Origin of the sequence: Pseudomonas farris (assembly GCF_019145235.1) — a bacterium.
GTDB lineage: Bacteria > Pseudomonadota > Gammaproteobacteria > Pseudomonadales > Pseudomonadaceae > Aquipseudomonas > Aquipseudomonas farris.
Window position 1 is genome coordinate 50,651 of sequence record NZ_JAHSTV010000011.1, and the last position, 22,784, is coordinate 73,434.

The 22,784-nt window shown below is 53.6% G+C and carries 21 protein-coding genes, 1 tRNA gene and 1 pseudogene; 13 read left to right on the plus strand and 10 right to left on the minus strand.

The features are described 5' to 3' along the window. Nucleotides 1-327: 327 nt before the first annotated feature. The 4 genes from KVG95_RS22305 to KVG95_RS22320 are packed head-to-tail and all read right to left on the minus strand — an operon-like array spanning nucleotide 328 to nucleotide 3,352. Entirely contained in the window at nucleotides 328-642 is a 315-nt protein-coding gene (locus tag KVG95_RS22305) for a hypothetical protein (protein WP_217857989.1), read from the minus strand. After that, nucleotides 639-1,622, minus strand: coding sequence for an integrase domain-containing protein (locus KVG95_RS22310; protein ID WP_217857990.1), 984 nt, complete (start codon nucleotides 1,620-1,622; stop codon nucleotides 639-641). The genes KVG95_RS22305 and KVG95_RS22310 overlap by 4 nt, the downstream gene beginning before the upstream one ends. Beyond that, nucleotides 1,606-1,959 (minus strand): hypothetical protein, encoded by a 354-nt coding sequence (locus tag KVG95_RS22315; protein WP_217857991.1) that lies wholly within the window; start codon nucleotides 1,957-1,959, stop codon nucleotides 1,606-1,608. The genes KVG95_RS22310 and KVG95_RS22315 overlap by 17 nt, the downstream gene beginning before the upstream one ends. After that, on the minus strand, nucleotides 1,946-3,352 hold the full coding sequence (locus KVG95_RS22320; RefSeq protein WP_217857992.1) for a YfjI family protein: 1,407 nt from the start codon (nucleotides 3,350-3,352) through the stop codon (nucleotides 1,946-1,948). Before KVG95_RS22320 ends, KVG95_RS22315 begins: the two co-directional genes overlap by 14 nt. A gap of 1,340 nt (nucleotides 3,353-4,692) precedes the next feature. Here KVG95_RS22320 and KVG95_RS22325 point away from each other — a divergent pair. From KVG95_RS22325 to KVG95_RS22350, 6 genes and pseudogenes are all read left to right on the plus strand, one after another. Further along, a pseudogene (locus tag KVG95_RS22325) lies at nucleotides 4,693-4,800 on the plus strand (IS3 family transposase); the annotation flags it as partial. Between the two features lie 504 nt (nucleotides 4,801-5,304). Further along, on the plus strand, nucleotides 5,305-5,778 hold the full coding sequence (locus tag KVG95_RS30230; RefSeq protein WP_225923274.1) for a LysE family translocator: 474 nt from the start codon (nucleotides 5,305-5,307) through the stop codon (nucleotides 5,776-5,778). A 130-nt stretch (nucleotides 5,779-5,908) separates the two neighbouring features. Further along, complete coding sequence (locus KVG95_RS22335; protein WP_217857994.1) at nucleotides 5,909-6,676, plus strand: 2OG-Fe dioxygenase family protein; 768 nt, start codon at nucleotides 5,909-5,911, stop codon at nucleotides 6,674-6,676. Continuing rightward, nucleotides 6,669-7,616, plus strand: a complete 948-nt coding sequence (locus KVG95_RS22340) for a diiron oxygenase (RefSeq protein WP_217857995.1) — start codon at nucleotides 6,669-6,671, stop codon at nucleotides 7,614-7,616. The genes KVG95_RS22335 and KVG95_RS22340 overlap by 8 nt, the downstream gene beginning before the upstream one ends. Further along, nucleotides 7,603-7,881, plus strand: a complete 279-nt coding sequence (locus tag KVG95_RS22345) for a 2Fe-2S iron-sulfur cluster-binding protein (protein ID WP_217857996.1) — start codon at nucleotides 7,603-7,605, stop codon at nucleotides 7,879-7,881. The genes KVG95_RS22340 and KVG95_RS22345 overlap by 14 nt, the downstream gene beginning before the upstream one ends. Beyond that, nucleotides 7,878-8,366, plus strand: coding sequence for a GNAT family N-acetyltransferase (locus KVG95_RS22350; protein ID WP_217857997.1), 489 nt, complete (start codon nucleotides 7,878-7,880; stop codon nucleotides 8,364-8,366). The genes KVG95_RS22345 and KVG95_RS22350 overlap by 4 nt, the downstream gene beginning before the upstream one ends. A 587-nt stretch (nucleotides 8,367-8,953) precedes the next feature. Here KVG95_RS22350 and KVG95_RS22355 read toward each other — a convergent pair. Further along, a complete protein-coding gene (locus tag KVG95_RS22355) occupies nucleotides 8,954-9,178 on the minus strand; it encodes a helix-turn-helix domain-containing protein (RefSeq protein ID WP_217857998.1) in 225 nt (74 codons plus the stop codon). A gap of 583 nt (nucleotides 9,179-9,761) precedes the next feature. Here KVG95_RS22355 and KVG95_RS22360 point away from each other — a divergent pair. Further along, on the plus strand, nucleotides 9,762-11,201 hold the full coding sequence (locus KVG95_RS22360; RefSeq protein ID WP_217857999.1) for an aminotransferase-like domain-containing protein: 1,440 nt from the start codon (nucleotides 9,762-9,764) through the stop codon (nucleotides 11,199-11,201). Between the two features lie 375 nt (nucleotides 11,202-11,576). Here KVG95_RS22360 and KVG95_RS22365 read toward each other — a convergent pair whose 3' ends face one another. Beyond that, complete coding sequence (locus tag KVG95_RS22365) at nucleotides 11,577-12,035, minus strand: Lrp/AsnC family transcriptional regulator (RefSeq protein ID WP_217858000.1); 459 nt, start codon at nucleotides 12,033-12,035, stop codon at nucleotides 11,577-11,579. A gap of 124 nt (nucleotides 12,036-12,159) precedes the next feature. On the opposite strand from KVG95_RS22365, the gene KVG95_RS22370 reads away from it, so the two are divergent. After that, on the plus strand, nucleotides 12,160-12,780 hold the full coding sequence (locus KVG95_RS22370; protein WP_217858001.1) for an RBBP9/YdeN family alpha/beta hydrolase: 621 nt from the start codon (nucleotides 12,160-12,162) through the stop codon (nucleotides 12,778-12,780). Further along, nucleotides 12,777-13,307: an alpha/beta fold hydrolase gene (locus tag KVG95_RS22375; RefSeq protein ID WP_225923269.1), complete on the plus strand. Its 531-nt coding sequence runs from the start codon at nucleotides 12,777-12,779 to the stop codon at nucleotides 13,305-13,307. Before KVG95_RS22370 ends, KVG95_RS22375 begins: the two co-directional genes overlap by 4 nt. Nucleotides 13,308-13,756: 449 nt before the next feature. Here KVG95_RS22375 and KVG95_RS22380 read toward each other — a convergent pair. Further along, nucleotides 13,757-13,846: transfer RNA gene (locus tag KVG95_RS22380), tRNA-Ser, on the minus strand. 308 nt (nucleotides 13,847-14,154) lie between these two features. On the opposite strand from KVG95_RS22380, the gene KVG95_RS22385 reads away from it, so the two are divergent. The 3 genes from KVG95_RS22385 to KVG95_RS22395 all read left to right on the plus strand — a co-directional run bounded on the left by KVG95_RS22385 (nucleotide 14,155) and on the right by KVG95_RS22395 (nucleotide 16,898). Beyond that, nucleotides 14,155-14,844 (plus strand): crotonase/enoyl-CoA hydratase family protein, encoded by a 690-nt coding sequence (locus KVG95_RS22385; RefSeq protein WP_052966975.1) that lies wholly within the window; start codon nucleotides 14,155-14,157, stop codon nucleotides 14,842-14,844. Between the two features lie 214 nt (nucleotides 14,845-15,058). Next, nucleotides 15,059-15,781: a 1-acylglycerol-3-phosphate O-acyltransferase gene (locus KVG95_RS22390; RefSeq protein ID WP_217858002.1), complete on the plus strand. Its 723-nt coding sequence runs from the start codon at nucleotides 15,059-15,061 to the stop codon at nucleotides 15,779-15,781. 145 nt (nucleotides 15,782-15,926) lie between these two features. Continuing rightward, nucleotides 15,927-16,898, plus strand: coding sequence for a magnesium and cobalt transport protein CorA (locus tag KVG95_RS22395; protein WP_217858003.1), 972 nt, complete (start codon nucleotides 15,927-15,929; stop codon nucleotides 16,896-16,898). A gap of 115 nt (nucleotides 16,899-17,013) precedes the next feature. Here the strand turns inward: KVG95_RS22395 and KVG95_RS22400 are convergent, their stop codons facing one another. From KVG95_RS22400 to KVG95_RS22410, 3 genes are all read right to left on the minus strand, one after another. Next, nucleotides 17,014-17,748, minus strand: a complete 735-nt coding sequence (locus KVG95_RS22400) for an amidotransferase (protein WP_217858004.1) — start codon at nucleotides 17,746-17,748, stop codon at nucleotides 17,014-17,016. Between the two features lie 107 nt (nucleotides 17,749-17,855). Then, entirely contained in the window at nucleotides 17,856-20,000 is a 2,145-nt protein-coding gene (locus KVG95_RS22405) for a 3-hydroxyacyl-CoA dehydrogenase NAD-binding domain-containing protein (RefSeq protein WP_217858005.1), read from the minus strand. 23 nt (nucleotides 20,001-20,023) lie between these two features. Beyond that, on the minus strand, nucleotides 20,024-21,229 hold the full coding sequence (locus tag KVG95_RS22410) for an acetyl-CoA C-acetyltransferase (RefSeq protein ID WP_217858006.1): 1,206 nt from the start codon (nucleotides 21,227-21,229) through the stop codon (nucleotides 20,024-20,026). A 637-nt stretch (nucleotides 21,230-21,866) separates the two neighbouring features. Here KVG95_RS22410 and KVG95_RS22415 point away from each other — a divergent pair. After that, nucleotides 21,867-22,688: a c-type cytochrome gene (locus tag KVG95_RS22415; protein ID WP_217858007.1), complete on the plus strand. Its 822-nt coding sequence runs from the start codon at nucleotides 21,867-21,869 to the stop codon at nucleotides 22,686-22,688. Nucleotides 22,689-22,784 lie beyond the last annotated feature (96 nt).

Genomic DNA, 22,784 nt, shown 5'->3' on the forward strand with positions numbered 1-22,784 from the left:
AGCGTTGTTTCTATAACCTGCATCCTATGTAAACCTTGATGGAGCCCATTTCAGCGTTTCGAGACAAAAGTAGGCGACAACCTTCCAGACCGTAAAAATACAAAATCAGTAACGCCTCTAGCGTCACCATCGGCGGTGTCAGTCCCGAGGGGCTTTTATGCGGATCAATCGCGAGATTGCTAGGTACCGACCGTATTTTCATGGCTGATTAGCACTCCTACCGCCCCGCTTATAATTCCTTACAAACAGCGATCTCCTCCCCCTCAACCCAACGAAGCACTTCCGTAGAGGGCCCTGGGAGAGTCAGCTTGAAGCAGAGTATTTGGCTTATTTACCGTTATGGTTTGGGGAGCGCTTATCCATATTGAGCTGATAGTCAGCTGAACGGCCTTCACATCTTCGACGAATCAACCCTGCTGTTAATTCGTAGTAGTAAACAGTCGCTGGCGCAGAGCAACGCAGACAGTGCTCTAAAAACCATCTGGTGTGCTTTTCCTTCCAGGACCAGGGCGTTGCGCAACTCCAGCGCTCACGAATTACCTCTTGCATCCTTTCTGCTTGCCTGATGTGCCGCTGCCGCGTGGCATGCGCACCTTTGAGCACCGGACTCAGAAACAACGCCATATCGAACTCGGCTTTCATCGACGACCTCCGACGTAGGCACTCACCACGTCGATGCGGTTATGCCCCAACTCGTGGCTGATCTGCTGGCGTGCACGCTGATCGAGTGCTCGATCCTCTCGATGACCACGACCGCCATTGATGGGCGCGGAGAAGCCGGTCAGTTGTTCATAGCGCTCACAGGCGTAAGCCGCCCGCAGCTCATGAAAGCCTTTTAATCCGTGCTCATGTAGGAGGTCCCGCGCCGGTCGCACGACTGTCTGCATGAAGTCTTTGTAGCTTTCGTCGGGCGCCAACAAATTCCGACTGCCACTGGGTGAGACCTCACTGGCTCTATCCAGGGCGCCACGAACTTGATCCGTGACCGCAATCCAACGCGGTGCCGATGCGCCTGATCGACCGCCTTTGGTGCCGTCCTGGATATTGATCTTACCCAGTTGCCGAGCCTCACGTTTCAGCCGGGGCAAGTCCGCCAAGATCGCTTCACGCAGGCGCATGCCGGTCTCCCGAGCAAGGAGCACAATGGCACTCACCCTCGATTGCTGGCCTCGCTCTGACAACGCCTGTGCGATCAACTCGACCTGCACACGGTCTTGGCCTTGCGGGGCCTCACTGCGCACGCTTGAGCGCTGCAAACCCAGCGCCTTGCTCGGACTGGGGATTTTGACGTACTCATCACCGCGCAACGCGGCCATCGTTCGGTTCACGCTGGACAGGCGGTTTTGCGCGGTGGCAATGCCGACGTTGCCCTGCTCAACTTGCTCCCGCATATGGGCCGCGTACCGCATCAGGATCTCGCGGTCGATCTGTCGCGCGTCGTTGAGTCCCGTTCCCTCCTCTGATCGACACCATTGCACGAATGCCTGCCAGCGATCGCTATGGGCTTTGACGGTAGCAAAATGGCCGCCACCAAACAGATCTTTCAGGGCTTGCGGTCCGGCATAGCTGAGCTGGCGACCGAAGCCAAAATTACGCCCAGCTCGCTTACCGACCCGAGCCATTTTTCTGTTCCTGATCGACTGCAGCGAGATCATGCAAAAGGGCTCTCCAGTTCGCACTCACGATGGCGAACTGCGCCCAATCAGTCGGGCGAAAACACAGCGTGTTGTCGGTGGCGTAAAGATGCGCGCCCTCCTCTTTCAACCACTGAATGATGGCTGTCGTCGAGGTGATAGTTTTACGGATAGTGGCGACATTGGCGACAGCGGCGACAACCCTTGTCCTGCCTGGCTTTGAGCGCGGCGACAAAGTGGCGACAGTCGCGGCGACAAACCGCGCTTTCAGCTCCTTTTGGCGCTGAGCCAGATGGTTGCGTAGCGCTTCATCAAGATTGAACATGGCGCACCTCGAAGGTATGGCCATCGGTGATCAGCCAATGATGATCAATCAACTCGACCAACAGCTTGGCGGCATGACGACTGCTCTTACGGGCAAAGCGGGGACCGTTGCGATTCAGCTCTCGAATACTGAAGCGCTTCCACTCCTTGACCTTCAGCCAGCGCAGCAGCCGGTCCGCCTCTTCCTTTACCCGGCACACTGGTTCCTGTTCGGTCAGGCGCTGGATCTCGGTGAGGTAGTAACCGACTAAGGCGGAGGCCCGTTGGATATGGTCGACCTCCACCACGCCATTCTCCTCCACGACGGCCAGGATGCCGGCAATGCGCAGCAGGTTGTCGGCGGCCTTCGATCCACTAGGCCGCACACTGGCCAGCTCCCCAAACTCACCCAACTGGGCTTCGATGGCGTCATGCAGATCAATCCAGCGACGGCGGGCCAAGGGACTGAGGTTCAGCGGTGATAGCTGTAGAGCACCGTCAGCGGAAAGTGACCACGGCTGATCAAACAGCGCCGAAAGACGGTGGTGATAGCGCTTTAGGGCGGCGTCTTTGGACAAGTCGACAGCCTGATAGCTACGTTGTCCAGCCAGGCTGGTGGGCCAGGTCATGAGGCAGCGACCGAGAATGCCTTGCCCCTGCAGCAACGGGTCACTGAGTAACTGCATGGCTAGATACGGTTGCAGCATCAGGTGCAGGCTTAAGCGTCGATCGTAAGCTCGCAAGCTTTCACCCACCATGGACCGCGCGCGATCTATCGGACTGCCGTCCCAGAGTGACGACAAGGTCGTAACCGCTTTCAAACGGTTATCTCGACTCATGGTGCTGCTACCGAGGAATTGTCCCCCCTCGTCACAGAACAGGCCCATGCTCGGCAAGTCATGGCAGAGTCCCTTGATCAGGGCCTCGATAGTCGGATCCGTGGTGATCAGCCTAGGTGCAGAGGGCTCCGCTTCAAGCGGTACGCCGTTTGTGGGGTCGGGATCGCCAGGGTTGATACGCTGCGCCTGTCGCTGCGCGACACGGTACCGGGCGAGTTGTTCACGGTAGCGCTGCCACTGCTCACGCTCCCATTGCCGTGCTGGCAGCAATGCAAAACGATCTGCCGCGGTCTTGCGATCACCTGACGCGGCCACTGTAATCAGGAACAGCGACAGGGGGTAATTTCGTCCATCGAGTTGCAAGCCCGCATGACCTTGAGTGGCCAGCGCCGAGGCAGCCAAGACCGATTGTGCGGCCAGTGCCTGGGGCACGCCGATGACCTCGGCCATGCGCTCAACCGCGGGCCCAAGAATTCCACCCAGTGCCTGGACCGGATAAGGCTCGGCCACGGGGTTTGACTCAATCAGCGGTCGAGGCGGTCGTGGTAGTTCAAGCTTCGGATCTAACTGCTGCATGGGCCCTCTCCTCGGTAATTGCTGGTTGTCCTCACGTAGTCCCGCCACGGCTGTTGAGTGTTATCAGGGATCAAGGCCCCTGCGGCCTGTGAGGTGTTCACTGACGTGGAACGCACGGCTCCATACGACCGGGAGCGAGGGCATGACCCCATGAACCTGACCTCCTTGACGTATCCAAAGACACGGGCGGGTGGAGGCTGTGCCGACTGACGAGTTCGGCACCTGGACATCCTGAGTGGGAGAAGGCAACAACATCGACACCTGGGGCATGCCTGACTGTCAGTCAGGTGCAGCCTTTCCTTAGGCTGCGGCACCGGTGCCTGTGTTATTGCGGATGGCGACGAATCGGATTTGTCAGGCCGATTGTCACGAGGAGAGTTGCGGCAATGCCTTGTACGACGTGGCTTGCAGCAGTGGTACGAGCGCCCGTCTCTTTCAAGGAGAAAGAGACGGGCGCGGATTGGCGCAGCGAAGTGTGCCGAGAGGTGAGGTTGCTGCAGTGCAGCGAGGAAGGTCCATCGTCTGCCGCTGTGGGCAGATCGGTCGAGTAGGCATCCATCACTCTTGGGGAGTGACCGTGCGAGCCGCCGGACGCTAATCGCACTTCGGAAGAACCACCACACAAGTGGCGTAGCCTTAAAGGTTCTGGCTACCTGGGCTGGTGCTGTCAACGACAGCGTTCCGTGCGCCAATTTTTATACCCGCTCGAAAAGGTGGTCAAGCATCCCGGCCAAAGCGAGCAAAAAGTGGCGACTGTCGCCACTTTTGTCGCCATGCTCCAGACCACGTTCTACATGCGTTGTCGCCGCTGTCGCCGCTGTCGCCATCTATAGCCATATCCCTAAGACAAGCTCGGCTCTGACGTCGAAACTGCATTGCACTCGATAGAGATCGAGGGCAATTACTGACGGGGAAAGGAAAGCGTGGTGCTAATCAGATAATGAAATGAGACGGTGGATAGCGGTGGCTTCGAGAAAAAACGAGTGAACCCTCCGACCGGCGCGATCAAAGATCGCTAGATCGGAGGTTTTGGCGGGAAAAGCAAAGTCTCAAACGTCAATTACAGACTCAGGCATCAAGGCTGGTTGATTGGGAGGTGACGGCTTCACGCCGCATGATCAGCGTCTGCTGCAACCGCAGCAGAAAACCTGCTTCAAATGCTTCCTGGGGATCACCTGGACCGGTCAAGTCGATGTAAGTGGCCCTCTCACTTGGCTCGCTCACCTGGCATTAAACCGCCTTCAGTTACCGCGGGTCACCCGACCTACTGGCTCGTGTCGATTGAGGCCTCAAACCGCAGGTACAGTAGTCGTATCGCGGACTGGCTGAACGACCTTGATGAGCTTCATGCAGGCATCGACCAGTACATCCCGTATTACAATCACTCGCGTATCAGACTGACGCTAAACGGCATGAGTCCTGTTGAATACAGAAATCAGGCAGCTTAGGTACAGGCATGTAATCGTCCAGCTTTGTGGGGTCAGTTCACTCGTGGAGTGTAGTTACGCCTGGCGACTCATGCACCACGACTGCCTACACAAAGTCAGCGAGTCCTAGGTTTGTTTTGTAGAGGCCTGTCTGCTGGCGCGATCGATAACAACATAGTTATCTACACCCACTTAGGTCATTTCCACGCGTCACCGACCTCATCCTTACCCATTTGCAAGCCACGCTTCCTGCACCTCAAGGGCCACGCTATCTATCTGGCTCTTTTGAAGAATGGCATACGGATCCTGGTACAGATTTCCAAAAAAAACACCATACAGATGACTTGTTGATCGACTGTGTGTGGAAAAAGTTAACAGCCTGAATCTTAGTTATGCGATTAATTAGGCGAAAAATATAACTTTAGAAAATCATTATTGGTCACGGATAGAACTCCAAAGACTATCCAACTAGAAGAGGGCTAGCCTATGACCACCTATGCGTGGCTGTCGTTCATCTTGATTACTATGGTACAGGCAGGATCTCCTGGGCCATCCACAGTGTTTTTAGTTAACAACTCCATCAAATACGGGCCACTCAAAGCAATTGGAGTACTCTCAGGAGATGTGCTTGCGATATTAATCATGGGCTTAATATCATCATTGGGTATAGCGACTTTTTTTGAAAACCACCCAACCATGTTCAACACATTAAAACTCGCCGGCGCCGTATACCTTATTTATCTAGGAGTCGGAGCCTTCAAGAAAAGCATGACAATTACTGGAACTGTAAGATCATGTGAGTCGAATCCAAAGACACCTTCTCTGTGGCGACAATGGTCTCAGTCATTTTTTATTGGGATAAGTAACCCAAAGGCGCTCGTCTATTTTGCTGCACTTTACCCCAGTTTGAGAAGTCAGGCACTCCAGATCTGCATTTTTTGCTTTTCTCGTGATGTTAAGTGCACTGATAGTTCTCCGTTCTTTCCTGTTATGCCGTAATAGCACAGGATAGCCTCGAAAATAACATCGCCATCCGCTAGCAGGATCGGTTCCAAAATAGTAGCTGTATTTTTTGTTTTTTTTGGAGCGGCGCTAGGGCTTTCCACAATCCATTGAAGGATAAGTAAGCATGAAGCATGAAAATTTATCGGCCGAACTTTTAATCGGAACACAAAGCTCCTCAGAACGCATACAGACGCAACTTAAAAAACCGGGCTACTGGGTAGGAAATTATTTTAATTATTTCATCACTTTGGCCCACCGATCTGACGATTGGAAAAAAATCCTCGAAACATGGGATGGCCTGCCACCGGATGAATTTATGGCTGACGGTGGAAAGTACAGAAGACGCAGATTTTCCGAGCTTCAATACGATGTTCAAAACGACGAGATTAGTATATTACCTCACCAGCCTTTCTTTCAGGACAAGTACAATAACACTTTGAATGGGGGGCGCGACAGACACTTCGAACCTATCACCCCTTATGTTGCCACGCACCCTTTTTTAAAACGTATGATTAGGGATTATGTCGCCATATTTAGCCGATATAAAAATGTATCTAGCTGGAAGATTTATTTGCATCAGGTCAGGATTACTTCGTCGAAGGATATACCTGGGTTCCCCACACCAGAAGGGATTCATAAAGATGGAGTTACCTTCTCAAGTCTATTCTGTGTCAACCGTACTGAAAACTGTGCAGGTGCAGAAAACTCTATCTATGACAACGACAAGGAGTTGATTGAGACTTTTACCTTGAAACGATTTGGAGACTTGGTGCTTTTTGATGACTCCAAGATTTACCACAGCGTAAGCAGGATGAATTCTTCGAACGACCAAGCCGCATCAAGAGATATGCTTTTTCTAGAATTTACTGCGCAAGGGGATGAGAATGTCTAGTCATAGTAGTCTAAATATTGAAGCTAGAGATTACTCAAAAGAGGTTATTAACAGAATAAGCCTTGGTTGGTCGACAGAATCAGAGGTGGTGAATTCGGGCCGAATTACACGCTTGTCATTTATTACCGACGCTCCGGATTTTATAGAGGAGATGATTCCATTTTCAATGTTCGATGAATGGGGAGAACTCGAAAATCAAGAAAAGAACGACTTGCTTTCCGCCGGTTGGATAATCTACCAGAGCAATACGATTTTTATCGAAACTGACTTGGTCACTCCGGCATGCATAGAGATCATTCGCTCGCGACAGGACAATCTTGTTGGCCCTGAGATGGCCCGTTCGATGGCAGAAGCTATGACAGACGAGGGATATCATACTCTTTTAGCTATTCTCACGTGCGATGCTGTACGAGTTAATAGAAAGCTCTCATTATTCCCTAAAGACTTCCATCTTGTTAAAACAATGAACAATTACATAAGCAGTCTCGATTCGGAATGGAAAAGGAGAGTTGCACGAATCGCTACCGCCTGCTGCACAGAGAATCATATTACCGACTACTTGGATCTTCTGGCGCAAGCATCGTCTATTCAGCCAATGTTCCTGACTGCAGTTAACGCTCACGCAAAAGATGAGTGGAATCACGGATCACAATTTTCCGTGCTGGCTCGTGATATCTATTGGTCACTTTCAGGTGACGGTAAAAAAGTTTTTAAAGATACTGTCGAGCTAGTCGCTAATAACTTCTTCAGAGCAGACCTTGAAGCATGGCTAGCCGTATTTGATCAACTAGACCGTAAGTCTTTAGATAAATTGCGTAAAAAAATCAAAACCAATGCCATTGACCTTCAAAAGGATGTGGAATTTACAAATAACAACAGGGGACTAATGAAGCTTTACGAAAATCTCGACTGGGACTGGACGAAATATGAGCAAAGATAATTTCACACTTACATTTTCTGGTAGCCGTGAGCCTGTTACCCAATCAGCTTATGCCCTAGTTGATGCGTGCGAAAAATTAGGGATTATTCGCACCAGGTGTCGACAAGGTAAATGCGGCGCATGCCAGATAAGAATAATATCTGGCGACTATGAAGAAATCGCCCCAATGTTGGCCCTTACTGAAAAGGAAATAAGAAACAACGCCATCCTGCCTTGCGTACTGGTTCCGCTATCTGACATAGAAGTTGAGGCATGGTACAAATGACAGGAAAAATTTATCTAAAGAATGATAAGTTCTTAATTCGCAGCGCAAAATTAGACGACGCAGTTGCAATAAGAAAGATGGTTTTTAGAACCTTTGTGGAGTATGGAATTGCTGCAGACCCTGACGAAGACGATCGAGACATCATGTCCTTTGGACAACCCAAGGACAATGTAGTTGAGATGGTAACCGTGTTCGGGGATTTACCAGTAGGCTCAGCTATATTAACCTCAAATGGTGACAGTAGAGTCAAGCTAACCAAGCTTTATCTGGATAGGAATTTTAGGGGGTTCGGTGCAGGTCGAGCTATGCTGGACACCGCTGTAGCAACTGCAAAATCAATGGGATATGATGAAATATTCCTCAAAACCAGAGCTTTGTACAAGGAAGCTGTCGAACTTTACGAGTCTACTGGCTGGGCAAGGGGAGCTGACCAACCAGGCCCTGGGCCCGATCGCATGTACTATATAATTTTTCCAAAATCGTGATTAAAAAAGGATTTTATATATTTAAACAGGCCGAGACTGGCCTGTTTTTTAGTATGCACCAACAAAACCATCTATCCCTTTTAGCCTGGTAGCACCAGATAATTAATTACCCAACCCACCAACTAAAAATCTTACGTAAGAATTTCACGATATCTTGATCAATCCTCCATAAGACATCGTGAAGGAGCCGGTTTTTTTCACACAACCTACATGTCATGTATAATCATCACCCTATAATTTTTTAGGCGCATACTAAAAGGCTTCCCGAGCTCCCGACAAACAAACTAGAATTACGATTTTATATTATAAAATCAGGCGCAAGTCTGCTCGCTTTCGAACCGTGTACACCATCACGAATCCTGACCATTAAAACCGGGAGTTCGCTTTCTTCACTAATCTCTACCCACATTGCCAACGGTTAGCCATGACTGGGCACCTCGCTGATCTGCTGCTTGATCTCAGTAACCAACACATCCAACGGCGGTCTACTGCCCGCTCGTTGGGTACCGTCAATTGCGAGTGCGCTTCACCGAGATATTTGCTGACCAGCTTCACTGTCCCCCTGGTAAAAAGGGTGAGTGCGCAATTCATTTTCGCGATCGGGCGATCTCAACGGCGGCGTCTTTGAGAATTTCCGCGCCCATAGTTTTCTTGCCCAGCATGTGTTGCAGTTCGCGGGTTTTCTTGCGCACATTGCTCAACTCAGAGACTAGCACCACCGCTTCGCCAGCACTGGCTGCCGTCTTGGTACAGCTTGTTGATCTATTGCATCGGGCGACCACGGACACGTTCTTGCCAGGCTCCAGGCTCACGCAAACCACGGCCTGCTTTGCTCGACGATCCTGCGACGTGGATTTCTACACTCTTATCTTTGCTATTAGTTATAAACACCGTCGTTTTCCTATCCCTTGTGGTGAGGGAGGAAACGGTGTCCTGTCTCTCATGGGGCTCGTTCAACAAGGAAACTGGACACCTCACCGATAGCAGTGAGGAGAGTTTTCATAGACTACTACCGGTTGCATAGTGGGTTCACTACGACCACAAAAAATCCGGTGGACAATGGCAGGTGGAGCTACCAAATTCTACGAGCTTCATCAGACAGTCAGATCAGCTTTTCCGTGTCGCATCATGGCTTGTACTATACCGATTCGAGTCACGAATCGCGGTGTAAACATTTGATGAGGGCACTTACGCTAGAGCGTCGAAGCCGCTGAGTATCCTGTTATGCATGCCCCCCACCAGAGCGCTTGCCACAGATGGTGACTGTAGACGACTATGAACCCTTGCCGCCGTGACAATGTTCCCCAGATAGGTCACGGTAAATACAATCTCTATCTGGTTGATGAAGTGCTCACGCCTGTATGGTGAGGGGAGCGGCGCTCTATGGAGGGATCAGTGGCAAAGTATTCAGATTTGGCCGATTTACTGCGTAGCAGGATTGAAAGGGGGCTTTACCGAGAAGGACAACGACTACCATCTTTGCGGATATTGAGTACAGAACACGGCGTTAGCTTAGGGACAGTCCAGCAGGCTTATCGAGTTTTGGAGGAGGAAGGATTAGCATCGCCCTTACCGAAATCGGGCCATTTTGTGAATAAAAAGCAGAACCTCTATCTGCTGCCAACGATGCGCGAGATTGAAAAACACCCCATCGATATACTGGAATGGGATGAAATCTATAAAGTTACTGCCAGCACACCTGACGAAGATGTATTGCAGCTTGGCAGAGGCATGCCGAGTGTTGAGACATCCACGCTACAGCACTTAATGAGAAGCTTAAGTTACGAGGCAAAAAGATGGCAGAAGGATGGACTCAACTATGAGAATATCAAAGGAAACTTCGATTTAAGAACACAAATAAGCCGATTGATCATTGACTCTGGATGTCAGGTCGACCCTGATGAAATTATCATCACCGCCGGTTGCCAAGAAGCTTTAATGTGTTCTGTCCGATCTATTTGCAACCAGGACGATATCGTAGTAGTCGAGTCACCCTGCTTTCATGGTGCGATTCAAATACTTAAAGGATGTGGCGTAAAAGTCATCGAAGTTCCAACCGACCCACTAACGGGAATAGACCTCGAATCACTAGAGTTGATTGCTGAAAAATGGACTATCCGAGCCGTATTGGTGAATCCAAACTGCAACAACCCTTTAGGATATGTAATGCCGGATGACCGCAAGGAAATCCTGGTAAATCTATCGAAAAAATTTGGATTTTACATCGTAGAAGATGATACCTATGGCGACCTAATATTCCGATACCCTCGACCCAAAGCAATAAAGTCACAGGATACAGAAGGTAGGATTATTCTTTGCGGCTCATTTTCCAAAACATTGGCACCCGGGTTAAGGGTCGGCTGGATAGTTCCCGGTCGCATCTACGAAAAAGTTTTGCATACAAAGTACATTAGCTCCGGTGCAACAGCAACAGCAAATCAAAGGGCTATCGCTGAATTCATGGAAAAGGGATATTACCAGATCCATCTTCGTCGAATGCGTGCACATTATAAATCCAACAGAGACATCATGATGCTCTGGATATCAAAGTACCTTAATGCTCGAGTCAGGGTTAGTAGGCCTGAAGGTGGTTACTTTCTTTGGATCGAGCTTCCTAAGGGCGTTTCAGCATATGAGTTAAGTGACAAACTAATAAAAAATAAGATACAGATCGCAACGGGGAAAATTTTCTCCTCCTCAGGAAAATATGAAAACTGTATTCGCATAAATTATGGCGGAATACTAGACAATCGTGTCGAAACAGCGGTAAAAATGATAGGAAAATTAGTTTTAGATCTAAATATATCAGAACTCGTCCGCTCAGGTGTTGGCTAAGAGGAAGAGCTTAATAAAATTGATCGAACCGCAATTTCCAAAAAACTTTGGTAGATGCCCAGCCTATCAGCCGGAGATTGCGTATTCATCTGATGCAAGACTGGTTTTGTAATGGTCTAATCTGAGGCGACCATCCGCAGAAGGAAAAATTTTTAGCATAGCCACTCTCTATTATGCCCGCGAGGTCTACCAGGTGCTAAGGGACTGCCTCTCGCTGTCACAGCATTGCACGACATCAAAGATCATCGTTACAGTGACTTACTCGCAGATATAGGCAACGGTATTGGCCTCACTCGGACACCAGCCGCGAATACTGATGATGTGTTAGGTATTCCTGTACTGGAAGGCGGTAAGCGGTAAGCGTCTGGCAAGCAGTTAATTGTCTGGGCCACTTCTCGGACGTACAGGTACCTGTTTGCGCACAGCATTGGACAGAACCAACGAAGTTGTGACCGAACCATGGACAGCCAGCGCATCGACTATAATCTCCAAATCAGCGGGCTGAGAAAACGCGCAACGGACTATGAAGCAGTCCTCCCCCGTAATCCTGTCAGCCTCTAGCACCTCTGGTATGTCGTTAAACAACTCCAGATAGCGCTTGATGTGCTGGTGAGTTGTGCGAATGCGCAGGATCGCCTGCAATCCCAGCCCTACCTCACGCAAACTTACCCGCGCGCCGTAACCCTCTATGACACCCGCAGCTTCGAGTTTCTGGACCCGTTCGCTCATAGCCGGTTGCGAAAGCCCAATGCACTTGCCCAAGGATGCCAGGCTTTGCCGTGCATTCTTTTGCAGTGCCTCCAGAATCTGCCAATCTTTGCTGTCCAGCCCCATGCTTTTCCTCTGCTGAATAATCCGATGAATCATCGGTTGATGGTGCTTCTTTCGGATGATTTGCCATCCAAGGTCGATGTGTCATTCGCTACATTCTGCGGACACCCCTTCCGAGAAACAAGAAATGACACCTTCGATATTGCTCCTCCCGGGTATTGGCAATTCCGGGCCAGGTCACTGGCAAACGATATGGGCACACACCGACGCATCCATGGAGAGCATTGGGGGGCAAGACTGGAATCGACCGGTTTGCGCAAGATGGGTCGAGAATCTGGAGGTCGCGATTAGCCGAGCTGGGCCCGACACGGTGTTAGTAGCCCACAGCCTTGGCTGCCTGCAAGTCGCCCACTGGGCGCAATGTAGCCGCACATCGGTCAGGGCCGCTTTACTGGTTGCCGTACCAGACCCCGACCGCTCCAGTTTTCCGAACGAGGCGCTAGGGTTTAGTCCGCTTGGGCTGAAGCGTTTTGCATTTCCAAGTACGGTTGTCGCAAGCTCCAACGACCCGTATGCAGATATGGATTACAGCCGGCGATGTGCATATGCCTGGGGCAGCCGCCTGGTGAATATTGGGCCCCAAGGGCACATTAATTCGGCCAGCGGACTTGGTGATTGGCTTCAGGGGAGAGCGTTGCTGGAAGATCTCGTCGCAATGTCTGTGAGACCCGTCCCAGATGTTCGCTCAACCGTTCACGACGCTAAAGAAAAGAACTCACTTCATTGTTCGCAAGGAAAAGCCAAATGAATAACGCATCCAACACCCCTGTGGTATTCATCAACGGCCTTATCGGTACGTTGAATGATCCTGAGATCCATAGACAGCTCGGTGATCGACCCTTCCTTGCCCCTGACCTTTACGGCTATGGAAAACACCAGGGCACACCTATGGGGAAAATCAATATTCAGGGACAGGTCGAACGAATACACGAGGTGGTCGAAGCCGAGTTCAATGAATGTGCAGTGAGTCTTGTTGGGCATTCGGTCGGTGGAGTGGTGGCCTATGCATTCGCCCACCGCTACCCAGAGTGCGTGAAGAGCCTTGTCAGTGTTGAAGGTAACTTCGCCCTGAAGGATGCCTTCTGGTCATCGTCCGTCGCGAACATGTCAGTAGAGCAAGCAGAAACTATGCTGGAGGGATTTCGAGCCGATCCCGAGGCCTGGCTGGAGCGATCCGGAATACTGGAGCCCGCTGGCAAAACAAAAACCGCGAAGACCTGGCTTGCCCACCAACCTGCTTTTAGGGCTCTTTTTCAGTTTCGTCCAGACTGTTGAAGATACTTGGAAGGTGTCCACCCATAGACCGCACAACGTATCGAGAGCAACGCAGCTACCGTGAAAGAAAGGTCATACACCGCATCCAAACCGGGAGCAAAACCGAGCATGAAGCATGTTGAACCTTACTGAAATTTGACTTTATAAGGCCTATACCCCATGACTTCTGGTTTAACGTGCCTAGCACGCTGAATCGACGCGCTATTACTATCCACTGACAAGCGTTCGCGCGTTGGTGTCAGCCGAGGACGGTCCCGGTTACAACGATGCGAGCCAGATTGATCGACTGACGCTGTTGGACTACGCCGCTTAGAAACTGTCGGAAAAATTAGCCTTTGGTCGCAAAGCACTGAGCCATCCAGGGTATGGGCCAAAGTATGGGCTGGGATTTTTTTTAGAAACGCAGAAACGAAAAAGCCCTGAATAATCAGGGCTCTAACGTATAAATGTGGCGGTGAAGGAGAGATTCGAACTCTCGATACAATTTCTTGTATACACACTTTCCAGGCGTGCTCCTTAAGCCACTCGGACACTTCACCGTATCTCTTCAAACATGTTCTGTCTGTCGAGGCGCGCTAATGTAGTCGAAAGCTTTTCTTATGGCAAACATTTTTTTCAGAATTTTCATGCGGTTAACGCCGTTATCCGTTTCGTGCCGTTCAAGGGCATGGCAAACCTGCCAATCTCCGGCTTCGCCTTTCCTTCTATATAGAAGCCAATGCGCGGCGGACGTGGCTGACTACGGCTGGCGGGCGGCGAAAGGGTGACTGGCGAGTCAGTCACGGCGCTTTACCTGGCCTACGGCGGTGGGTAACGTCTGCCCTACTTTATTAGAAGGATTGGCGTCATGAGTGAGTTGATTTCTTACCATCTCGAAGACGGTATCGCGACCCTGACCTTGAGTAATGGCAAGGTCAATGCCATCTCGCCGGATGTGATTGTTGCGTTTAACGCTGCGCTGGATCGAGCGGTGGCGGATCGGGCGGTGGTGATCATTACCAGTCAGCCAGGTATTTTTTCGGGTGGCTATGACTTGAAGGTGATGACGGCCGGCCCTAAAGAGGCTGTGGCGCTGGTGGCTGCCGGTTCGACCCTGGCTCGTCGCTTGCTGTCGCACCCGTTCCCGGTGGTTGTGGCCTGCCCTGGGCATGCGGTGGCCAAGGGTGCGTTTATTCTGTTGTCGGCCGACTACCGCATTGGTGTCGATGGCCCGTTCAGCATTGGTCTGAACGAAGTGCAGATCGGTATGACCATGCACCACGCCGGTATCGAGCTGGCGCGTGATCGTCTGCGCAAGTCGGCGTTTCATCGTGCGGTGATCAATGCCGAGATGTTCAATCCGCAGAGTGCTGTGGATGCCGGCTTCCTTGATGTGGTGGTGTCGGCCGAAGAGCTGCAAGGCGCGGCACTGGCGGCGGCTCGTCAATTGAAGAAGCTCAACATGACCGCCCACAAAAACACCAAGCTGAAAGTGCGCAAGGCACTGCTGGAGACGCTGGACAACGCGATCATCCTGGATCAGGAGCATATGGGCTAAGCCCTAACGCGTTGCACCGAAAAGCCCGACCGTCGTGTCGGGCTTTTTCTTGCGTGTTTGGTTTAAAACCTTACAACCGCTCTAGACCGCATCTGACCCATAAGTCGGAAACATGCGCTCAAACATCGGCTATCTCCCACTTCTATAGCGGCAATTGCCGAAAACAGTGCACATCCGTACACTGCGCCACCTTTTGTCCCGGTGGGCCCTTTAAATGCTGTTTGTGTTTCGTATGTTATTGATGGGCTTGCACTTTATTCTGGCCGGCGTGCTTGGAGTGATCCTCGGTCTATGCCGGCCGTTTAATCCGGACAATAGCCGTTTATGCGCACGTCTGTACGCGTGGCCGGCGATGTGCATTTTGCGTTTGCGGGTGAAGGCTGACGTCGGGCCATTGATGGATAAGCCTGACAGTTGCGTGATCATCGCCAACCACCAGTCCAACTACGATCTGTTTGTGTTCGGCAACGTAGTGCCCCGCCGCACCGTGTGTATCGGCAAGAAAAGCCTGAAGTGGGTGCCACTGTTCGGGCAGTTGTTCTGGCTGGCCGGCAATGTGTTGATTGACCGCGGCAATGCGCACAAGGCACGCCAGTCGATGCTAACCACGACTCACACCTTGCAGCATGAAGACACCTCGATCTGGGTCTTCCCGGAAGGCACGCGCAACCTCGGCGAAGAGTTGCTGCCGTTCAAGAAAGGCGCGTTCCAGATGGCGATTGCCGCGGGCGTGCCAATCGTGCCGGTGTGTGTCAGCAGTTACGTCAAACACATGCGATTGAACCGCTGGCGCAGTGGGAAGATTCTGATCCGTTCGCTGCCGGCGATTCCTACGGCTGGATTGAGTCTGGATGACATGCCCATGCTGATCGTCCAGTGCCGCGAGCAGATGCGCGAGTGCATCGACTCGATGGATCGGCAACTGCAAGCCGCCTGAAAGAAACCCGCCCTGTGCGGGTTTTCTTTTGCCTGCGAACTCTACAGATTTTGCTGACTCTCAAGCAGCAGACAAGGTTATGCTGAATCCTGCCTGGCACCGCCAGTCTTTACAGAAAGCGGCTAATAAGAAGTGAATCACCATCATGGGTAGAGTCGTTGCTGCTGCGGTTTACAGCGCCGGTAAGAAAGTCACCAATATCACCCTCGACGAAGGCGCTGCCTGGGCTGCCAAGCCTGGCCACTTTGTGTGGATTGGCCTCGAAGAGCCGAACGCCCAGGAGCTGTTCAACCTGCAACGCCAATTCAACCTGCACGAACTGGCCATCGAAGACGCCCTGGAAAAACACAGCCGGCCGAAGCTGGAAACCTTCGGTGATGCCCTGTTCATCGTCACGTATTCGCCGATCCGCAATGAAGGCAAACTGGAGTTCATCGAGACTCATATCTTCGCCGGCAAGGGTTACATCATTACCGCTCGTAATGGTCACTCGGCGTCCTACGCCTATGTCCGACAGCGTTGTGAGGCACGGCCGCTGTTGTTGGAGCATGGGGAAGATTTCGTACTTTATGCCATCCTCGATTTCGTGATTGAAAACTACCAGCCGATGGGCGAAGCGATCCATGCCGAGATCGATGAGCTGGAACAAAACGTTATGTGCGGTTCCCTGAACGAGCGCGACATCCAGAAACTCCACAGCCTGCGCCGCGATGTATTGCGCTTGCGCCGATATGCGGCGCCGATGGTGGAAATCGGTGAAGAGTTGCAGAAACTGAGCTTCCCATTCATCGACAAGAACATGCGCCCGTATTTTCGCGATGTGCAGATCCATGTCACGCGGCAGATGGAAGACCTGACAACGCTGGCGGACATTGCCAGCCAGACCATCGAGGTCGGGGTATTGCTGGAGGCGTCACGCCAGAGCGTGGTGCAGCGCAAGTTTGCGGCATGGGCGGCGATTCTGGCGTTCCCGACGGCGGTGGCCGGGATCTACGGGATGAACTTCCAGAACATGCCGGAGTTGAGTTGGCATTATGGGTATTTCGGGGTGTTGGGGTTCATCACCATTGGGTGTGTCGGTTTGTGGGCGAGTTTCAAGCGGTCGGGATGGTTGTGAGACGGTGGGGTTTCAGTCAGAACCGGTTGCCCCCATTCGCGAGCAAGCCCGCTCCCACATTGGATTTTCGTCGTGACACAGATCCAATGTGGGAGCGGGCTTGCTCGCGAAGCTTTTAGCGTTTAACCGCTTCACCCTCAGGCTTATGCGCCACAAACCGCATCATCCACTCCGCAACGGTAGTGCCGTGATGCTCGTGTTCAAGACTCGCCATACCTTTCGCATAGATCTGCTCGCCCAGCGCTTCCTGACGAATATCCAACAATGCCCGTGAGTAATCGTGAATGAACTCAGGATGCCCCTGGAAGCACAGCACTTGATCGTTGATGTGGTACGCGGCGAACGGGCAGAAATCGCTCGAGGCGATGACCGTAGCGTTTTCCGGTAGCGCGGTGACCTGATCCTGGTGGCTGATCAGCAGCGTCAGCTCTTCCCTCAGCGGGCTCATCCATGGCGCCTTGGCCGCAAGTTTGTAGCTGTGAGTGCCGACGCCCCAACCCTGGGTCGCCCGCTCGCTCTTGCCGCCCAATAGCAGCGCCAGCAGTTGATGGCCGAAGCACACGCCCAGCAGTTTGTCGCCGCGCTCGTAGCGGTTCAGCAGGTAGGTCTTGAGGGTTTGAATCCACGGGTCGGTGCCGAAGGAATCGGCCTTGCTGCCGGTGACCAGATACGCATCGAAGGTCAGGTCATCGCTGGGATAATCGCCCTGCATCACGTTGTACACGGTGAACTCGGCAGCGATGGGTTGCTGCGAAAACAGACGCTGGAACATCTGCCCGTAACCCTGATATTGATCGACCAGTTCCGGACGCAGGATGTCGGTTTCCAGAATGCAGATGCGTAACGACATAAAAAATACCTGACACATGAAGGGAATAATGCACACCCCAGAGCCTGCCTTGAAACACAGTGGCAAGGCAAGCCCCGGAGCGCGTCATCGGTCCCTTTGAACGTCCCTTAAAACAACGCGTCTTTGGCGGCTTTCTCCAGCAGCAGCGCAGGCGGTGTGAAGCGCTCGCCGTACTGCTCGGCCAGGTACTGGGCCCGGGCGACGAAGTCTTTCACGCCGTACTGGTTGATGAATTGCAGCGCACCGCCGGTCCAGGCCGCGAAGCCGATGCCGAAGATCGAACCGACATTGGCATCCGCCGTCGAGGTCAGCACGCCCTCCTCCATACAGCGCACGGTTTCGATAGCTTGTACGAACAGCAGCCGATCACGTATGTCCTTCGGCGAAATCTGCCCATCGGCTTTCTCGAAACGGCTTTTCAGCTCAGGCCACAAATGCTTCTGCCCAGTCGCCGGGTAATCGTAGAAACCACCTCCAGCGGCCTTGCCCGGACGCTTGTATTCCTTGAGCAACAAGTCAATCACGGCGAACGCCGGGTGCTCAATCAGGGTTTTCCCTTCTGCTCGCAGGTCTTTGGCGGTTTGTTCGCGGATATGGCTCATGAGGCTGAGGGAAACTTCGTCGGAGATCGCCAGAGGCCCGACAGGCATGCCGGCCTTGCGCGCTTCGGTCTCGATCATCGGCGCGCTCACACCTTCGCCGAGCATGGCGATGCCTTCGTTGGTGAAGGTGCCGAACACCCGCGAGGTAAAAAAGCCACGACTGTCGTTAACCACAATCGGGGTCTTTTTGATTTGCAGGACGAAATCGAAACCTCGAGCCAGTGTTTCGTCGCTGGTATGGACGCCCTTGATGATTTCCACCAGTGGCATTTTCTCGACGGGACTGAAGAAATGCAGGCCGATGAATTTCGTCTGGTCCGGCACGGCGGTGGCCAGGCCACTGATCGGCAAGGTCGAGGTGTTGGAGGCGATGACCGCGTCCGGGCCGACGACTGTTTGCGCGGCTGATGAGACCTTGGCCTTCAGTTCGCGATCCTCAAACACCGCTTCAATAATCAGATCACAACCGGCCAAATCCGCATCGTTTTCGGTGGCATGGATTCGCGCCAAAATCTCTTCGCGCTGCTCCCGGGTTAACTGACCACGCGCAACCTTCTTGTCCAGCAACGCCGCCGAGTGAGCCTTGCCCTTCTCTGCCGCGGCGAGGTTGATGTCTTTGAGCACCACGTCGATGCCGGCTGATGCGCTGACAAACGCGATGCCCGCGCCCATCATCCCGGCGCCAAGCACGCCGACTTTCTTCGTCACATAAGGCGCTATGCCTTGGGGTCGCGAGCCGCCGGCATTGATCTCATTGAGCTGAAACCAGAACGTGCCAATGAGGTTTTTCGACACTTGGCCGGTGGTCAGTTCGGTGAAGTAACGGGTTTCGATCAAGTGCGCCGTGTCGAAATCCACCTGGGCGCCTTCCACCGCAGCACAGAGAATTTTCTCCGGCGCGGGCAGGCAGCCCTGGGTTTTGCTGCGCAGAATCGATGGCGTGATAGCAAGCATCGCCGCGAGCTTCGGGTCCGACGGCGTGCCGCCAGGGATCTGATAACCCTTCACGTCCCAGCGCTGCACAGCGACCGGGTGAGCGACAATCCACGCCCGCGCCTTGGCCATGAGCTCATCGCGATCGGCTGCCAACTCATCGATCAATCGTGCCTGCAACGCCTGTTGCGGCCGGATTTTTTTGCCTTCAAGCAGATACGGCAGGGCTTTTTCGATGCCCAGCATGCGGACCATGCGGACTACCCCGCCTCCGCCCGGCAACAGGCCAAGAGTGACTTCCGGCAGGCCAAGCAGCACCGATGGATTGTCCAGCGCCACACGGTGATGACACGCCAGGCAGATCTCCCAACCGCCGCCGAGCGCCGCGCCGTTAATGGCGGCGACCACCGGTTTGCCGAGGGTTTCCAGGGTGCGCAGTTGGCCCTTGAGGGTCAGCACCATGTCGTAAAAAGCTTTGGCTTCGGGTTTGCCGACCTTGATCAGTTCATTGAGGTCGCCGCCGGCGAAGAAGGTTTTCTTGGCCGAGGTAATGATCACGCCGGCAATGGCGTCCTTGTCGGCGACTAGTCGGGCGACGCAGGTGGCCATGGCCTCGCGGTAGACCGCGTTCATGGTGTTGGCACTCTGGCCTGGCATGTCGATGGTCAGGACGACGATCTGGTCCTGACCTTTTTCGTAACGGATGGCTTCGGTCATGGCTATTTCCTTGAAATCGGGGCTCAGAGGCGTTCGATGATGGTGGCAATGCCCATGCCGCCGCCGACACACAATGTCGCCAGGCCATAGCGCAGGCGCCGGGTTTCCAGTTCATCGAGCAGCGTGCCGAGAATCGCGCAGCCGGTGGCGCCGAGTGGGTGGCCCATGGCGATGGAGCCACCGTTGACGTTGACCTTGTCGGGGTCGATGGCCATGTCCTTGATGAACTTGAGCACGACCGAGGCGAACGCTTCATTGACTTCGAACAGGTCGATGTCTTCGACCCGCAGCCCGGCCTTGGCCAGCGCCTTGCGCGTGGCCGGCGCCGGGCCGGTGAGCATGATGGTCGGGTCGGTGCTGGTGACCGCCGTGGCGACGATTCGCGCCCGTGGCTGCAAGCCCAGCGCCCGGCCCTTGGCCTCGGAGCCGATCAGCATCAGCGCCGCGCCATCGACGATTCCGGAACTGTTGCCCGGCGTGTGCACGTGGTTGATCCGCTCGATCTGGCTATAAACCCGCAATGCCGTGGCGTCGAAGCCCATTTGCCCGATCATTTCGAAACTCGGCTTGAGCTTGCCCAGGCCTTCCATCGTCGATTCAGCACGAATGAACTCATCGTGATCGAGCAGGATGATGCCGTTCTGGTCTTGCACTGGCACCAGCGACTTATTGAACGAACCGTCCGCCCGCGCCCGCGCTGCCTTCTGCTGGGAGTGCAACGCGAAGGCATCGACGTCCTGACGGCTGAAACCTTCAATCGTGGCGATCAGGTCCGCACCCACGCCCTGAGGCGTGAAGTGGTTGTGCAAATTGGTTTCCGGGTCCAGCGCCCAGGCCCCGCCATCGCTGCCCATCGGCACGCGGGACATCGATTCGACGCCACCGACCACCACCAGGTCTTCGAAACCGGAACGCACTTTCATCGCACCGAGGTTTACCGCTTCCAGCCCCGACGCGCAGAAGCGATTGAGCTGCATGCCGGCCACGCTGACGTCCCAATCGGCCACCTGCGTGGCGGTCTTGGCGATGTCGGAACCCTGATCGCCGATGGGCGTCACGCAGCCGAGCACCACATCATCGACCTGACTGGTGTCCAGGGACGTGCGCTGCTGCAGCGCCGTCAGCAGCCCGGCCACCAGGTTCACTGGCTTGACGCTGTGCAAGGCGCCATTGGCCTTGCCTTTGCCACGGGGCGTGCGTAACGCGTCGAATATCAAAGCTTGGGTCATGACGTCCTCGAAACCTGATGGTGAATGAAGATCAAAAGATCGCAGCCTGCGGCAGCTCCTACGGGAGACCGTATGACCTGATCTTTATGCCCTCACCTTATGCCGAGCAGCCGTGGATTCAATGACCACAGCGCTCATTGGCGTTGACGGTCACGCTCAGACGAACGGTAGTCTGCTATCGGATAAACCAATTCAAGTCACCAAGCTGTCTAGCAAACGGGCGCCCAAGAAGCTGGCCATAAGCCTCATACCTTTTTAAAAGCGATGAGTGCTCAGCACATACGAAATGGATCTAAGCCAAGCGTGACGCGGGCCCTAAGGTAAACCTGTACGAAGTTGTCGTCGGGTTTTGCCGAGGCACTCGTCATACAAGGAAGTGCAGCGCTCTGCCGTCATGGAGATAGGCAGGCAGGCATCAGGAAATAACAAAAAAGGCGGTCAAGCCATGTTCAAGCATTCGAAAGTTCGTCAAGCCGGGCTCATTCTATTTGCCACTACACTGTTGTTGATTTTGCCGAACCTGACCAAGGTGATTGGCTGATCGAGCATCAGGGTTTTCATTTCGCCTGATAAAAATGTGATTGGCTCGCTACCCGGGTCAGCGTGGCTGTGCCAACCTTTGCGGCACTTCCACGACATGGACGGCGATCACTTGAAAGCGCTCACTCTATTTGGGGCCTTGCTGCTCAGCATGCCTCTGTCTGCCGCACAGCTGAATCTGGAGCTGGGCGCGAGTTCTCGCACCTGGCAGACCGAGCAATTGCTCAAGCATCCTCAGGTTCAGACCATCACGATCACTAACGACGTTTCCTACAAACGGGACATGAGCTATCGCGCCGTGCCGTTAGCGGCGTTGTTGACGGGCATCAAGCCTGACGATCATCTGCAAGCCGTTGCCCTGGACGGTTTTGCCGCCGAACTGGCCGCCGCGCCGTTGCTCAATACCCAAGGCGCGCGGGCCTGGCTGGCAATTGAAGACCCCGCCAAGCCATGGCCAGCATTGTCCGAGGGCAAGCACAGTGCCGGGCCGTTTTATCTGGTCTGGACCGATCCACAAGCGGGCAATATCAGCCCCGAGCAATGGCCGTTCGAAGTGGCCAGCATCAAGCGCATGGCCCCGGTGGCCGAGCGCTTCCCTGCCCTGCTGCCCGATCCTGCGCTGAAGGCGGACGATCCGGTGAACAAGGGCTTTGCACTGTTTCAGAAGAACTGCCTGGCCTGTCATCGACTCAATGGCGCGGGGGATTCGCAGTTCGGACCGGACCTGAATATTCCGTTCAACCCGACCGAGTACTTCGGCGCGGACTTCCTCAAGCGCTATATTCGTGATCCGCAGAGCTTGCGCCAGTGGCCGCAGGCGAAAATGCCAGCGTTCGCGACGACGGTGTTGCCGGAGGGGGATCTGGAGTTGTTGGTGGGGTATTTGAAGCATATGGCGGGGCGGAAGGTGAAGCCTTGATCGCTTGAGCCTTGTGTTGCCTGGGCTGGCCTCTTCGCGAGCAAGCCCGCTCCCACATTGGATCTCCTTTGTGTCACAAATTTTGTGCATGCCAAA

Bases quoted from the DNA above. Each gene is read 5' to 3' on its own strand.
- KVG95_RS22305 (WP_217857989.1), bottom strand. From the start codon at position 642: ATGAAAGCCGAGTTCGATATGGCGTTGTTTCTGAGTCCGGTGCTCAAA.
- KVG95_RS22310 (WP_217857990.1), bottom strand. From the start codon at position 1,622: ATGGCTCGGGTCGGTAAGCGAGCTGGGCGTAATTTTGGCTTCGGTCGC.
- KVG95_RS22315 (WP_217857991.1), bottom strand. From the start codon at position 1,959: ATGTTCAATCTTGATGAAGCGCTACGCAACCATCTGGCTCAGCGCCAA.
- KVG95_RS22320 (WP_217857992.1), bottom strand. From the start codon at position 3,352: ATGCAGCAGTTAGATCCGAAGCTTGAACTACCACGACCGCCTCGACCG.
- KVG95_RS30230 (WP_225923274.1), top strand. From the start codon at position 5,305: ATGGTACAGGCAGGATCTCCTGGGCCATCCACAGTGTTTTTAGTTAAC.
- KVG95_RS22335 (WP_217857994.1), top strand. From the start codon at position 5,909: ATGAAGCATGAAAATTTATCGGCCGAACTTTTAATCGGAACACAAAGC.
- KVG95_RS22340 (WP_217857995.1), top strand. From the start codon at position 6,669: ATGTCTAGTCATAGTAGTCTAAATATTGAAGCTAGAGATTACTCAAAA.
- KVG95_RS22345 (WP_217857996.1), top strand. From the start codon at position 7,603: ATGAGCAAAGATAATTTCACACTTACATTTTCTGGTAGCCGTGAGCCT.
- KVG95_RS22350 (WP_217857997.1), top strand. From the start codon at position 7,878: ATGACAGGAAAAATTTATCTAAAGAATGATAAGTTCTTAATTCGCAGC.
- KVG95_RS22365 (WP_217858000.1), bottom strand. From the start codon at position 12,035: ATGGGGCTGGACAGCAAAGATTGGCAGATTCTGGAGGCACTGCAAAAG.
- KVG95_RS22370 (WP_217858001.1), top strand. From the start codon at position 12,160: ATGACACCTTCGATATTGCTCCTCCCGGGTATTGGCAATTCCGGGCCA.
- KVG95_RS22375 (WP_225923269.1), top strand. From the start codon at position 12,777: ATGAATAACGCATCCAACACCCCTGTGGTATTCATCAACGGCCTTATC.
- KVG95_RS22385 (WP_052966975.1), top strand. From the start codon at position 14,155: ATGAGTGAGTTGATTTCTTACCATCTCGAAGACGGTATCGCGACCCTG.
- KVG95_RS22390 (WP_217858002.1), top strand. From the start codon at position 15,059: ATGCTGTTTGTGTTTCGTATGTTATTGATGGGCTTGCACTTTATTCTG.
- KVG95_RS22395 (WP_217858003.1), top strand. From the start codon at position 15,927: ATGGGTAGAGTCGTTGCTGCTGCGGTTTACAGCGCCGGTAAGAAAGTC.
- KVG95_RS22400 (WP_217858004.1), bottom strand. From the start codon at position 17,748: ATGTCGTTACGCATCTGCATTCTGGAAACCGACATCCTGCGTCCGGAA.
- KVG95_RS22405 (WP_217858005.1), bottom strand. From the start codon at position 20,000: ATGACCGAAGCCATCCGTTACGAAAAAGGTCAGGACCAGATCGTCGTC.
- KVG95_RS22410 (WP_217858006.1), bottom strand. From the start codon at position 21,229: ATGACCCAAGCTTTGATATTCGACGCGTTACGCACGCCCCGTGGCAAA.
- KVG95_RS22415 (WP_217858007.1), top strand. From the start codon at position 21,867: ATGGACGGCGATCACTTGAAAGCGCTCACTCTATTTGGGGCCTTGCTG.